11 protein-coding genes are annotated in these 12,867 nt (G+C 51.2%); 5 read left to right on the forward strand and 6 right to left on the reverse strand.

Translation table 11 applies throughout. The features are described 5' to 3' along the window. Window positions 1–149 precede the first annotated feature (149 nt). Entirely contained in the window at window positions 150–518 is a 369-nt protein-coding gene (locus QOS46_RS01490) for a helix-turn-helix domain-containing protein (protein WP_283606756.1), read from the reverse strand. 310 nt (window positions 519–828) lie between these two features. Here QOS46_RS01490 and QOS46_RS01495 point away from each other — a divergent pair, with 310 nt between their 5' ends. The 5 genes from QOS46_RS01495 (at window position 829) to QOS46_RS01515 (ending at window position 5,807) form a co-directional block, all read left to right on the forward strand. Further along, a complete protein-coding gene (locus tag QOS46_RS01495) occupies window positions 829–1,668 on the forward strand; it encodes a GGDEF domain-containing protein (protein WP_283606758.1) in 840 nt (279 codons plus the stop codon). Window positions 1,669–1,857: 189 nt separating this feature from the next. Beyond that, on the forward strand, window positions 1,858–2,814 hold the full coding sequence (locus QOS46_RS01500; RefSeq protein ID WP_283606760.1) for an acyl-CoA dehydratase activase-related protein: 957 nt from the start codon (window positions 1,858–1,860) through the stop codon (window positions 2,812–2,814). Continuing rightward, complete coding sequence (locus QOS46_RS01505) at window positions 2,807–3,901, forward strand: hypothetical protein (RefSeq protein WP_283606762.1); 1,095 nt, start codon at window positions 2,807–2,809, stop codon at window positions 3,899–3,901. The genes QOS46_RS01500 and QOS46_RS01505 overlap by 8 nt, the downstream gene beginning before the upstream one ends. Beyond that, window positions 3,873–4,850 carry an acyl-CoA dehydratase activase gene (locus QOS46_RS01510; protein WP_283606764.1) on the forward strand — a complete coding sequence of 326 codons (978 nt, stop codon included), beginning with the start codon at window positions 3,873–3,875 and terminating at the stop codon, window positions 4,848–4,850. The genes QOS46_RS01505 and QOS46_RS01510 overlap by 29 nt, the downstream gene beginning before the upstream one ends. Window positions 4,851–5,048: 198 nt before the next feature. After that, entirely contained in the window at window positions 5,049–5,807 is a 759-nt protein-coding gene (locus QOS46_RS01515) for a FadR/GntR family transcriptional regulator (RefSeq protein ID WP_283606766.1), read from the forward strand. Between the two features lie 192 nt (window positions 5,808–5,999). Here the strand turns inward: QOS46_RS01515 and QOS46_RS01520 are convergent, their stop codons facing one another. From QOS46_RS01520 to QOS46_RS01540, 5 genes are all read right to left on the reverse strand, one after another. Beyond that, window positions 6,000–7,001 (reverse strand): electron transfer flavoprotein subunit alpha/FixB family protein, encoded by a 1,002-nt coding sequence (locus tag QOS46_RS01520; RefSeq protein ID WP_283606768.1) that lies wholly within the window; start codon window positions 6,999–7,001, stop codon window positions 6,000–6,002. 14 nt (window positions 7,002–7,015) lie between these two features. Then, on the reverse strand, window positions 7,016–7,816 hold the full coding sequence (locus tag QOS46_RS01525; RefSeq protein WP_283606771.1) for an electron transfer flavoprotein subunit beta/FixA family protein: 801 nt from the start codon (window positions 7,814–7,816) through the stop codon (window positions 7,016–7,018). 235 nt (window positions 7,817–8,051) lie between these two features. After that, window positions 8,052–9,191, reverse strand: a complete 1,140-nt coding sequence (locus tag QOS46_RS01530; RefSeq protein ID WP_283606773.1) for an acyl-CoA dehydrogenase family protein — start codon at window positions 9,189–9,191, stop codon at window positions 8,052–8,054. Window positions 9,192–9,224: 33 nt separating this feature from the next. Continuing rightward, a complete protein-coding gene (locus QOS46_RS01535) occupies window positions 9,225–10,646 on the reverse strand; it encodes an FAD-binding oxidoreductase (protein ID WP_283606775.1) in 1,422 nt (473 codons plus the stop codon). Between the two features lie 149 nt (window positions 10,647–10,795). After that, window positions 10,796–12,352 (reverse strand): L-lactate permease, encoded by a 1,557-nt coding sequence (locus QOS46_RS01540; RefSeq protein WP_283606776.1) that lies wholly within the window; start codon window positions 12,350–12,352, stop codon window positions 10,796–10,798. Window positions 12,353–12,867 lie beyond the last annotated feature (515 nt).

The following is a 12,867-nucleotide window of genomic DNA, read 5'->3' on the forward strand; positions in this document are numbered from 1 at the left end:
ACCGGTTTTGAAAACAAATTCCAATAAACTGGAAATGAGTAGAGTCGTGCTGCCTGCCGTCCTGCTGGGTACGTCGGGTGTGCATAAAAATAAAATATACGAATATATAAAGGATTAGGGGGGATGAGGGAGAATCGGATTGCCAAGATTTAAAGAAGCCTTTTTTGCTCTACGTCTTCTTTCAGAAGCTGAAGCTTCAAATATTCAGTCACAGCGCAGCGCCCGACAATGCTTAGGGAAAGCACATCCGTCAAAAAACGTCCGGTTGTGTATTCTTCTGTGATTTGCTGGTTGAGAACTTCCATTCCCTGCTTACAATCTGTCCTGCCAAGCAGATAATCTGTAGATACATGGTAAAAATCAGCCAGAGCAATGATGGAACGAGTTGAAAGCTGCGATTCCCCTTTTTCGCATCGGGAATAATGTTGCTGCGTTGTTCCTAAGACGGAGGCTATGTCTGACTGTCTTAAATCTTTATCTTCACGTAAATCGCGAATGATTTGATTTATTGCTTTCATTTCAACCCTTCCTTCAACTGTTTTATACGAAAACGATCTTATCACACGCTTTATTTGCGTATTGACTTGCACAAATATTATATGTATAATTTAAAGAAATACACTCATTTTGTGTTTTTTTGTTTTGCAAAAATGCTCTAAAATCCTTTCTGTCATTTTTCCCAGACGTCAAAAATCCGCGATAGCCGGGGCGGTTTTGGGAAAACGAGGTCTTTTGCTGGCGGAACGATTTTTGTTGGTCCCGAGTTGGCGATGCACGGTTTCAACCTAAGGAAAACGATGGTTCGCCGAGTCGGTAGAAAGGGAAACAATGGTATTAGAATCTTTATCAGATGTGAAGAATCTGTTCTGTGTACTGAGAACCTTCTCGTCCTCCATGTATCTGGTGGATTCCAACTGTGGGCTAATCCTTTACGATGATTTACAGGATATCAATCCGGAGGGTCTGTTTCAGAGCTCTCCAGAGGGAAGATTTGAATATCAGTTTCTTTTCGGGCCGGGTACAACGCTGAGCATCTCTGCGGATGACTCCGCTATTTGCAGTATTACCCGAATTCCTCTTGTGGTGGCAGACAGAGCCTGCCTGTTGGTTTTGATCCGGCGTACGTTCCGGCCGGAGGAGAAGGCCGAGAAAGAAAATGCTGCTTATCAGGAGACAGCTTATACCGATTTTCTCACTCATCTGTATAACCGGCGGTATATCGATCTTCGGCTTCCTGCCGATTTGCAGGGCTGCTTTGAGCAAGAACAGCCGCTGAGCATTCTATTCATTGATATTGACTACTTTAAGAAAATCAACGATCATAACGGCCATGTCGCCGGCGACTGTGTGCTGCACGGGATCGCCGTTCTGCTGCAAAAGCTGGTTCCAGCCCAAAGCGGATGGGTCGCCCGGTATGGCGGCGATGAGTTCCTGATTTGTCTGCCTGGCTGGGAAAGCGATTCCGCCAAGCAAATTGCCTGCCGTATCCGTGATTCCATTCGGGGCCATGTCTTTCGCACCACCTACGGGGAAATTGCCATTACCTGCAGTATTGGCGTAGAAACAGTCACCCCAGACCACGCGTCGAAGAATGTGGCGGAGTTGATTTACCTAGCAGATAAAAAGCTCTATCAAGCCAAAAACGCAGGCAGAGATCAGGTTGTATAAGACACAAGATCGGGAAGCGCGGAATAGTCCCAAGCATTTGCAAATTGAAAAGAAAAATGAACTGCTTTTTGAAATGAAATTAGTTGACCCGTGAAAATCCATTCAAGCCCTTACAGGTGCCTTGAATGGATTTTTTTGATGTATATCAAATTCGTGCTTGTTGTGAGGATATGGAAATGCACCTGCCAAATGAATACTTACAGAGAAAAAATCCATAATAGCCTTTGGGTGATAACATTGAAAATCGGAATACCAAAAGCATTCCTATATTATCGGTACGGTTGTTTGTGGGTAACATTTTTTCAGGAGCTTGGGTGTGAGGTCATTGTGAGCAGCGAAACCTGCAGAACTATTCTGGAGGACGGAATTCGTCATTCCGAAGCGGAAAACTGCCTGCCCATGAAGCTGTATTTAGGTCATGTGGAGTCTCTTCTGGGTCAATGCGACGTGATACTGGTTCCTCGATTTGAGGGAACCCGCGGCAGTGAGGAATTTTGCGTGCGCTTTTTAGGGCTGTACGATATTGTGCGGCATACGTTTCCCTGGGCCAAGCTGATTACTTATAATTTAAAGGGGAGCACGCGCTCTGAAATGCTCGGCTTTATTGCAATGGGCCGACAACTGGGCAAAAGCGCAGACCAGTGCTTTCGAGCGTATCAGCGAGCCAGGCAGTGCCAGCAAAGGAAGGATTCTGCGTGTATGGAGCGTCAGCGGCGTGTCAGTGAGGGCGACGGCCTGAAAATCCTGATCGCCGCACAGCCTTATATCAGTCATGATTCGTTTATTGGTGGGCCGGTCTGCCGGATGATCCGCGAGCAGAACGGAACCGTCTTATTTTCAGATTACTGTAATCGCCGTGACTGCAGCCAGAAATCCAAGGCGATCTCTACGCAGCTGTATTGGACGATGAATAAGGAGATGATCGGTGCAATCGAGTTGTACAAAAACCGTGTGGACGGTGTGATTCTGCTCACCGCGTTTCCCTGCGGCACCGATTCTCTTGTCAATGAGCTGGTCATCCGGCGGGTACACGAGGTGCCGGTGATTCAGCTCCTCATGGATGAGCAGCAGTCAGACGCCGGGCTGCAGACTCGAATTGAGAGCTTTCTGGATATTTTGGGGGAAAGGAAAAGGGTATATGGATAAGCAGCTTGTGTTCAGTTTTCCCCATATCGGGGATTACCATGTGATCATTCGCTCGATGATCGGGGAGCTCTTTCCGGGACAGAGAGTGATCTCCGCCCCTCCGATCACTCAGCGTACGCTGGAGTTGGGCAGCAAATACAGCCCCGATTTTGTCTGCTCTCCGTTTAAATATAATATGGGGAACTATATCGAAGCCCTTGAGGCCGGGGCGAATGTGTTGCTGCAAACGGGTCTTGGCTGCCGCTATGGCTATTACGGAGAGGTTCAGGAGCAGATTTTACGGGATTTGGGGTATCAATTTGATTTTCTCTGCTTTTCCCGGGCGCTTGTAAAGCCGGAAGCAATCTATCGGGTACTCCGCAATCTGGAGTGCCCGCTTTCCATGCGCGAAATTGTAAGTGTGATGATGCGCACGGCGCAAAGCCTGAAAATCATGGATGCGCTGAATTACAATATTCGTGAAAACGTGGGGTTTGAGTTGGTTCCGGGTTCCTTTGAAAAGCTTCAGAAGCAGCTTTTAAAGGATTTAAGCAAACCCAACACCATGCTTCAGTTGGAACGCCTGAAGCAGCAGTACTCCCGTGCCATACATGATATTCCGGTGAAAAAGAGCGCCATGCCACTTCGTGTTGGAGTGATTGGGGAGCTGTATACGCTGATGGAACCGTTCAGCAATTTTTACCTGGAGAAGCAGCTGGCGTCCAGAAACATCAGCGTCAGCAGAAGGATGAGCGCGTCATTTCTGCTGTTTGGGAAAAAAGACCGCATCTCTCTGCGGGAAAGTGGAGACTATTTAAAATATACGGTAGGAGCCAATGGGGTAGACAGCGTCTGCCAGGCCAGACAGTATGCCGACCTGGGCTATGACGGGCTGATCCACATGAAGTCGTTTGGCTGCATACCGGAGCTGAACGTGATGCCTGCTTTAACGCGCCTGGAGCAGGACTACGGCATACCGATTCTGCACCTGAGCTTCGACGCTAACACCAGCGAGGTGGGGGTGGAAACAAGGCTGGAGGCCTTTGCCGATATGATTGACATGAGGAGGAAAAAAGCGTATGGAACAGCTCGTGTCTCTGGGGGTTGACATCGGCTCTATCTCTACCAAGGGCGTGCTACTGAGTGAGGATGGGCAGGTGCTTTCGGAGGAATATCTCTGGACGGAGGGCGACCCGGTGGGGGCGGTCAAGCGCCTGGTGGGCATTCTATTTGAACAAGCGCCCGGCCCGGTCAGCGTGCGTTCCGTTGGCACAACCGGTTCCGCGCGGCGGCTGATCGGCAGTATGCTGGGAGCGGATGTGGTCAAAAATGAAATTACGGCCCATGCAGTAGGAACGCTGTCACGTCACCCGGGGGTGCGTACGATCCTGGAAATCGGCGGGCAGGATTCCAAGATTATTCTGATCCGCGGTGGGGTGGTTTCCGATTACGCGATGAATACGCTGTGTGCAGCCGGTACCGGCGCATTTTTATCGTCGCAGGCCAAGCGTTTGGGGCTGGAGGTAGAGCATCTTGGCGACCTGGCGCTGCGTTCCCAATCCCCCTCTAAAATTGCCGCAAGATGTACGGTGTTTGCGGAATCAGATATGATTCACAAGGCTCAGACCGGGCACAGCAAAGAAGATATTGTAGCGGGACTGTGTCGTGCGGTGGTTCTGAACTACTTAAATAATGTAGGCAAGGGCAAACGCATTGAAGAGCCGATTGTGTTTCAGGGTGGCGTGAGCAAAAACAAGGGAGTTGTTCGGGCGTTTGAGGATGAGCTTCACGCCGGCGTCACGGTAGACCCGGAATCTCATTTGATGGGCGCGATCGGCGCGGCCATTTTGTCGCGCTCTGTGCCGAGGAAGCAGCCCTTCGATCCGTCTTTGTTGGAAATGACCTTTACGACAAAAGCAGGTGAATGCTCCGGCTGCCCCAATCGCTGTGAGATTGTCCGTTTTTACCGGGATGACGAGCTGTTGGATGCCTGGGGTAACCGCTGCGAAAGAGGCTTGCATACTGTAAAGGAAAAGGCCGCAAGCGTACAAGTTTGAGATCGAAAAATATAGTTTCTGATTTATTGAGAATGCCTGTAAAATCGTGCCAGAGCGCAATCAAAGAAGAGATCTCCCGTTGGTATGTATTCTGTCTTAGGGCTACGAAAATTCCGAACAATATGCTATAATACAATATATCGTCTAACGTTAGATTATAATTCGGAATGCCCGGACAGACAATGGAGGGTTCCTTTCATGGAAAAGGAAAAGAGCGCAAAGGCTTATGAAAAGGTACTGGACTATTTACAGCAAAAACTGAAGGACGGGAGTCTTTCAATGGAAAATCCGCTTCCGCCGGAACGAAAGCTGGCCGAAGAGCTTGGCGTGGGCCGCAATTCTGTGCGGGAAGCCATGCGCCTGCTGGAGCATATGGGGTTTATTCGCAGTGAACATGGCGCGGGGAACTTTATTTGCTGCGACATCAGCCAAAGTCTCAAGGATACTTTTGGCCTGCTTTCGCTACTCCAAAGAATCAGCTACCGGCAGCTGGCGGAGCTGCGCCGGGGGTTGGAGATGGAGGCCGCGATGCTCGCTGTGGATCGTATTTCTTCGGAGCAGGTGGCGCGTTTGGAGCAAATTGTAAAAGAGCTGAGAACCTGTGAAGGGGAGCAGGCTGATTTGCTGGATAAGGAGCTGCACAATCTGATTGCCATCGCTTCCGGGAATGAACTGATTATTCAGATTCTGCGCGCATTGTCGGATTCCATCGACCGCTTTATCCACGACCTGCGCTATAATATTTTACTGCATGATGACACGGGCCATAAGCTGCAATATGCGCATGAACAGATTGTAAATGCGCTGTGCCGCCGGAATAAGGTTCATCTTTCTCTGGCTGTGCAGGATCATTTTGAGCTGATTGATGAATACATGCTGGAGCAGGGTCTCATGGCGGATTTTTCGTTTCCTCAGGAGGATGAGCTTTTGCAGCAGTTTAAAGACGAAACACCTTGAAAGCGGTATAGATCGTTGAACCGCCGCACAATGAATTTTGCGGTGATATAAAATGAAATAAGGCAGGGCAGATCAAACGATCTGCCCTGCCTTATTGTAATGAACCGAAAAAATACAGAGAAAAGCTATTTTTGATAAACCGTTTCTGCCTCTAAGGTGGAGAAGACAGGCAAACGGAGGGGGATGGGGGAATCAGGCTTCTGTTTTTGTTTTTCGGATTTCCTCAATCATCGCGGGGATGACCTTAACCGCGTCGCCGACGATGCCGACATTCGCCACATCAAAAATAGCGGCGTCTTCATCTTTGTTGATGGCTACGACAAAGCCGGAGGAGGACATGCCGGAAACGTGCTGCGTCGCGCCGGAAATACCACAGGCAATATACAGCTTCGGCGCAACGATCTTGCCGGATTGGCCAACCTGGTGCGCTCTCGATACCCAGCCCTCTTCAATTGCGGGGCGGGTAGCGCCTACCACACCGCCCAAAAGGGCCGCCAACTCTTCCACCAGCTTAAAGTTTTCCGCGTTTCCCATGCCGCGGCCGCCGGAGACGATCACGTCGGCGTCTTCCAGGTTTACGCTTTCGGTCAGCTCCTTCACCGCCTCGCGGATCTGCGTGCGAATGGAGTCAGCCGAAACAGCGATTGCCCTCTTTTCTACCGGTGCGGTATTCTGTGTGGGCTCCGGCTTGGAGAATGCGCCGGTGCGCACGCTTGCAAACTGTACCGGGGAATTTTCGATGACCTCCTCGGCCAGAACAGTGCCGCCAAAGCGGAGTGTAATCCAATGCAGCGCATCGCCCTCAGTGGAGACGGAAGTTACATCCGCAACACAGCCGCTCTGGAAGCGGGCCGCCAGGCGGGGAACAATTCCCTTTCCCTGCAGCGTGTTTCCCATCAGGAATACAGAAGGGCACTCGTCTTTGACAAGCTGCTCCAATACGCCGGTGTATTCATCCATCGAGAAGGCGGCATAAGCAGGGTCATCCACAACGATCACTTTGTCCGCACCAAGGCTGGCAACTCGCTGCGCTGCTTCATCCAGCTCACTGCCGATCAGAACGGCGGTCACTTTTTGCCCGGCGGCACCGGCGATTGTTCTGGCCAGCGTCAGCAGCTCCAAACCGACATTCACAGGTTTTCCGGCGCTGGTTTCCACATACGCCAATACGTTTTGAGTTTGATTTTGTTCCATGTTTCAGTACTCCCTTACAGCGCTTTTGCTTCGACCATCATGGCTACGGCCCGGCGGGCGGAATCCTCGCAGGTCTCTTCTTTAATTTTCACCCCGGCAACCTTCTGGGGAGGCTCCGCAAACCGTACGGTGCGGGTGAGGGCGGCTTTTTCGCCGACCTTGCCGGCATCCTCACCTAAATCGGCAAGAGAAATGGGGTCGATGGGCATCTTCTTCGCGGCCAGCTTGCTCTTGATGGTGGGGTAGCGTGGTGTGTAGGCCGGCGTATTCACGGTAACAACACACGGTGCGGCGGAATCAATTCGGTTGTAGCCAAAATCGGTTTCCTGCTTGGCGGTGACGGTACCGTTTTCATAAGAAATATCGGTCAGATTGGTGACCAGGGGAAGATTCAATAACTCGGCCAGCTGCGCACCGGTCTGGCCGGTAGCCTTATCGGTGGCTTCGAGTCCACAGAAGATCAGGTCAAAGGGCTTGCCGGATTTCTCTTCCAGCTTGGCTTTTGCCCCCGCTAGAATCCGGGCCTTGCCCAAGCTGTCGGAGCCTTCAAAGGCGGGGTCGGTGAGTAAAAACGCGTGCTGTGCGCCAACGGCAAGACAGTTTTTCAGCGCGTCGCGGGCGCTTTCGCCGCCCACGCTGATCACCGTAATCTCACCGCCTACCGCTTCCTTCAAACGGGTTGCCATTTCCAGAGCATAGGTGTCAAACGCGTTCACGACCTGCGCCACGTTGTCCAGATCGGGTGTTCCGTCCGCCTTCAGGCGGATTTCAGCCGCGTCGTCCGGCACTTGCTTGATACATACCAGTATTTCCATATGTTTCGTTCTCCTTGCAGAAATAAAACTGTTGGTTCTCATCCCGCCAAAGGCGGGGAGAGAATTGCTGTTATTGTTTCGTTCTCCTTGCAGAAAGAATGCTGTTGGTTCTCCTCCCGCCGAAGGCGGGGAGAGAATTGCTGTTATTGTTTTGTTCTATTTGCAGAAGGGTAAGGTTGTTTGATTTCTTCCCCCTAGGGGAGGATTTTTTTGTATGGGTGAATGCTCCGGCGAATCAGAATCGACCAATGGTATTGTTGGCAACAACAATGCGCTGAATTTCGTTGGTTCCTTCAAAAATCTGGAAAATCTTCGCGTCACGCAGCAACTTTTCTACCGGGTATTCACGGCTGAAACCGTAGCCGCCGAACATCTGAATCGCTTCGGAGGCAACCTCCATCGCAATGTCGGACGCATAGCACTTCGCGATTGCGGATTCCCTGCTGTAAGGCAGACCGAGATCCATCAGGGTAAGGGCATGGGCCACCATCTGGCGGGCAGTTTCAATCTTGATGGCCATGTCGGCAATTTTAAACTGCAGTGCCTGATTTTTCAGCACTGGCTTGCCGAACTGAATTCTCTCTTTGCCGTAGGCGATGGCTTCCTCCATGCCGCGCTGGGCGATGCCGGTTGCGATGCAACCCATCCAGGCGCGAGCCTGATCCAGCGTTTTCATGGCGATGGAAAAGCCCTGTCCTTCGGCGCCGATCAAATTGGAAGCGGGAATGCGGCAGTCCTCAAGCACAACGTCGCAGGTGTTGGAGGTGCGGATTCCCATTTTATCCTCTTCATGTCCTGTGGAAAGACCGGGCGTGTCTTTCTCGATATAGAACATGGAGATTCCCTTGGTACCGGCGGATTTGTCGGTCATCGCGGTCACGCAGTAAAAGGACGAAACCGCGCCGTTGGTAATAAAGCATTTGCGTCCGTTCAGAATGTAGCTGTCGCCGTCGCGAACGGCGGTGGTTTTGCCGGCGGAAGCATCGGAGCCCGCGCCGGGCTCGGTAAGGCAGAAAGCGGCGAATCCGCCGTCTACGATCAAATCGCAGGCACGCTGCTTCTGTTCTTCGGTTCCGCCGATCAGAACGGGCTTCATGCCGAGGCCGCTTGCGGAAATCGTAGTGGCAAACCCGGAGTCGGCAATTGCCATTTGCTCGATTAAAGCAGCGACGGAGACACGGTCAAGGCCCATGCCGCCGTATTCTTCGGGAACCTCCAGCATGTGCAGCTGCATTTCAATCGCCTTATCATAAATCTCTTTCGGCCATTCACCGGTTTTGTCATATTTCTTGCATTGTTCCTTGACTTCTTTTTCGCAAAATTCCTTCACTGCTCCCAGCAGCTCCTGACCTTCTTCAGAAATGATATATGCCATCGCTTTTTCCTCCACTCAAAATAGTTTGATTGCTTACAGTCTCACACAGACTTTTCCGGGGTTCAGAATTGCTTTCGGGTCAAAAACGGATTTGATTTCCTTCATCAGGCGCATGTTCACCGGGCCGGCCATTTCAGAAAGATAGGCCTGCTTTCCGTGGCCGATGCCGTGTTCGCCGGAGATTAAACCGCCGAATTCCGTTGCCTTAGCGTAGGCCTTCTTCATAAAGTCGTGAACCTGGCTCTTAAACTCCTCCAGCTCCATGTCGTTGGAGCAGGTGTAAATGTGCAGATTGCCATCGCCGGCGTGGCCGAAGCTCTTAATCTGGAAGCCATAATCCGGCTCAATTGATTTGATGTAAGTGAGGTATTCTGCGATTTTGCTGGTGGGTACAACCACGTCGCATTCATCCAGCAGCTTGGTCTGTGCTTCGATCGCCTCAAGGAACGAGCTGCGGGCCGCCCAGGCATCTTTTTTCAGGGCCGGCGTGTCGGCGACCAAAACATCCAGCGCACCGGCTTCCAGAACCACCTCGGAGGCTTTCTCGATGATTTCATCGAGCTGGTCGGCGTTTTCACCATCAAAGGTAATCAGCAGGTAGGCGTTCACCTGGCTGCCCTCAAACTCCTGCGGGAACACGCTTTTGCCGAGGTAAGCCTCGGAAGAAATGACGATCTCGCGCTCCATGAATTCCAGTGCCTGGGGCTGCAGATGCGCCAACATGATCTGTGGAACAGCGGCGATGCACTCCTCCAGATTCTCAAACAGAACGATCAGGCTGACAACCTCTTTCGGCTGAGGAACCAGCTTGAGCGTCAGCTCGGTGATGATTCCGAGGGTTCCCTCGGAGCCGATCATCAGGTGCAGCAGGCTGTAGCCGCTGCTGCTCTTCGATACGCTCGCGCCCAGGCGGACGATTTCGCCGGTGGGCAGAACGACCGTCATAGCGCGTACATAGTCGCGCGTGGTGCCGTATTTCACGGCGCGCATGCCGCCCGCGTTATTGGCAACGTTACCGCCAAGGGTAGCAAATTTCTCTCCCGGATCCGGGGGATAGAGCAAGCCCTGCTTTGTGGCGTCCTCCGCCAAATCGTTGAGCAGAACACCCGACTGAACGCGAACGTTCAGGTTTTCTTTGTCATAGCCAAGAATCTTATTCATCTTGGTGGTAGAAAGAATAACACCTCCGCAAAGAGCAACCGCGCCGCCGGTCAGGCCGGTGCCCGCGCCTCTGGGGGTGACGGGAATGCTGTTCTCGTAGCAAAGCTTCATCACAGCCGCAACTTCCTCAGTGGAGGTGGCTTCGATGACAACCTCAGGACATGCTTTACCGTAAATCGGCATTTCGTCATGGGTAAAATCGTCGTTGATGTCTCCGTTGACGGAAACGCGGTTGGGTGCGATCTGTCTGAATTGTTCGATCAATTCGGGGGTGACCTTGTTGTACTGGCTCATACTGCACGTTCCTTTCCTGATACAAGAAATGATTTATCCAATCGAATGGAGTCTGCTTGCTTCGAAAGCTTCCAATTTCGGTGAAATACCCTGCTCAAAGGGGAGATTCGGGCAGAGGACCGTGTTCCGTAAAGCAAGCGTTGTGTCGCTTACACGAGAGAGAGAAGACCATAACCCAAATAAGAGATAAGGCCAAAAATCACGATGTACAGCAAATAATATTTCAAAGTAATACGGAGAATATTGCTTTCTTCTCCGCTGGTTCCGGTGGAGGCCACCGCGATCGTGATGCTCTGGGGTGAAATGATTTTGCCTGCCGTGGCGCCAATGGTGTTGGCGGCTACCAGCCAAATTTCCTGTAAGCCGATAGCACGAGCGGTTTCTGCCTGCAGCGAGCTGAACAGCACGCTAGAGGAGGTGGCGCTGCCGGTAACGAAGGTGCCAATCGAGCCGATCAGGGGCGCAACCAGGGGGTAGGCTGTGCCGGTAATCGCTACAAGGAAGGTTGCGATATCGCGGGTCATGCCGCTGTATCCCATGATTTTTGCGGCGGCAAGGATTGTTATCAGAGTGATCATGGTTTTCAGCATCTGCTTCACCGTTTGAAGCAGCACCTGTGCCATTTCAGAAAGGCTGGCTTTCTGCAGCAGCCCACCCAGGAACGCGGCAACAAAAATCAAAACGCCGGGGGTGGTCAGCCATGAGAATGTGTAGGGCGAAGCCCCGGCTCCCGAATAAATGACAACGCTGGTTTTCACCGCAGAAAGCACACTGTAAACAGGGGGTACCAGCTTAGAAACGGTCAACAGAAAGACGAAAATCAGCAGAAAAGGCGACCACGAGATGACGGCTTCGCGAAAGCTCGGGTGTTCCTGTTTTTGCAGCTTGGCACTGCTTTCCTCAGAAAGCTGATACTCTTTCGGAGTGTTTTTGCAGAAAATCTTTGCAGCGCCGATGGTCAGCAGCATGCTTGCAATCGAGCCGGTTACTGCGGGCAGCTCCGCGCCGATGAAGCGGGCTGCGAGAAGCTGTACCACTGCGAACCCAAGGCCGGAAATCAGGGCGATATGCCAGCTGCTTTTCAGGCTTTTTAGGCCGCCGCCGGTGATTGTGACCAGGAGAAAGGGGGTGAGAAGCACCATCAAAAACAGCTGCATCGATACCACAATCGCTGTGGCCTGAGGGTCAAGGCCCGAAACGGATGCGGCGGTAACGGTGGGAATTCCAATTGACCCAAACGCTGTGGGGGTGGCGTTTGCCACCAGACAGACGACAGCGGCGAAGATGGGGTTAAAACCAAGGCCGCACAGAATGCTGGCGGGGATGGCGACGGCGGTTCCAAAACCGGCCATTCCTTCCATAAATCCGCCAAAACCCCAGGCGATGATCAGTACTAGCACCCGTTTGTCGTTCGAAACGGAGGTCAGCATTTTTTGAATTTTTGCCATGGCTCCGGTTTTGACGGTAAGGTTATATGTAAAGATTGCGGCGATGATTACGAGGGAAATGGGCCAAAGCGCCATTGTAGCGCCTTCCAGTCCGCCGGTGAGTACCTGCGATCCGGGGGTTTTCCAATACAACAGGGCTAACAGAACAGTGATGACGAGCGCTGCGGGACAGGCTTTGTAAGCAGGCATTTTTATGTAGCACAAAGATACGACAAGCCATAAAATCGGCAACAGCGCAAGAATGAACTCCAGAAACACAATTGCTCCTCCTTCATGAACGCTTTCTTTGATAATTGATACTACCAAATTGCGCGTGAAATGACGGAGCGCTCCCCTTGCTACCGCCACTTTGTCTTATTATCCTCTGGAAAAAGTGCTTTGTCAATATCAAAATTTGTGCATTTCGTTTGCTTATGTTAAAAATGTTAAGAATATACATTGAAATCGAAATTTTATTGGCTCTACCAATTCCACAAAAGAATGCACGGTTTGAAGAATTTGACAAAAAATTAAAAACTCTTCAAAAATTGACACGGGAATTAGGGCAGAGTACCTGAAAATCAAGAGATTCCATAATACAGAAATCATTTCAACATATGGAAGATCATTCATATAAAAAATTATTGTTCCTGGAAGAGACAGAATCGTTTTTTGTTGATTTAGTTCGTGCAGAGAACTAAAAAATCGCAACAAAAAGATGGCCAGCTCTGACTAAAACAGAAACAGGTGCGGCCAAGGCAAGTACATGCCTGACCGCACCCCAAAAAAGAACG

The organism is Faecalispora anaeroviscerum (assembly GCF_947568225.1).
Lineage (GTDB): Bacteria > Bacillota > Clostridia > Oscillospirales > Acutalibacteraceae > Faecalispora > Faecalispora anaeroviscerum.

What these genes read in the sequence shown, in the direction of transcription:
- QOS46_RS01490 (WP_283606756.1), bottom strand. Translation starts at nt 518, where the DNA reads ATGAAAGCAATAAATCAAATCATTCGCGATTTACGTGAAGATAAAGAT.
- QOS46_RS01495 (WP_283606758.1), top strand. Translation starts at nt 829, where the DNA reads ATGGTATTAGAATCTTTATCAGATGTGAAGAATCTGTTCTGTGTACTG.
- QOS46_RS01500 (WP_283606760.1), top strand. Translation starts at nt 1,858, where the DNA reads ATGAATACTTACAGAGAAAAAATCCATAATAGCCTTTGGGTGATAACA.
- QOS46_RS01505 (WP_283606762.1), top strand. Translation starts at nt 2,807, where the DNA reads ATGGATAAGCAGCTTGTGTTCAGTTTTCCCCATATCGGGGATTACCAT.
- QOS46_RS01510 (WP_283606764.1), top strand. Translation starts at nt 3,873, where the DNA reads ATGGAACAGCTCGTGTCTCTGGGGGTTGACATCGGCTCTATCTCTACC.
- QOS46_RS01515 (WP_283606766.1), top strand. Translation starts at nt 5,049, where the DNA reads ATGGAAAAGGAAAAGAGCGCAAAGGCTTATGAAAAGGTACTGGACTAT.
- QOS46_RS01520 (WP_283606768.1), bottom strand. Translation starts at nt 7,001, where the DNA reads ATGGAACAAAATCAAACTCAAAACGTATTGGCGTATGTGGAAACCAGC.
- QOS46_RS01525 (WP_283606771.1), bottom strand. Translation starts at nt 7,816, where the DNA reads ATGGAAATACTGGTATGTATCAAGCAAGTGCCGGACGACGCGGCTGAA.
- QOS46_RS01530 (WP_283606773.1), bottom strand. Translation starts at nt 9,191, where the DNA reads ATGGCATATATCATTTCTGAAGAAGGTCAGGAGCTGCTGGGAGCAGTG.
- QOS46_RS01535 (WP_283606775.1), bottom strand. Translation starts at nt 10,646, where the DNA reads ATGAGCCAGTACAACAAGGTCACCCCCGAATTGATCGAACAATTCAGA.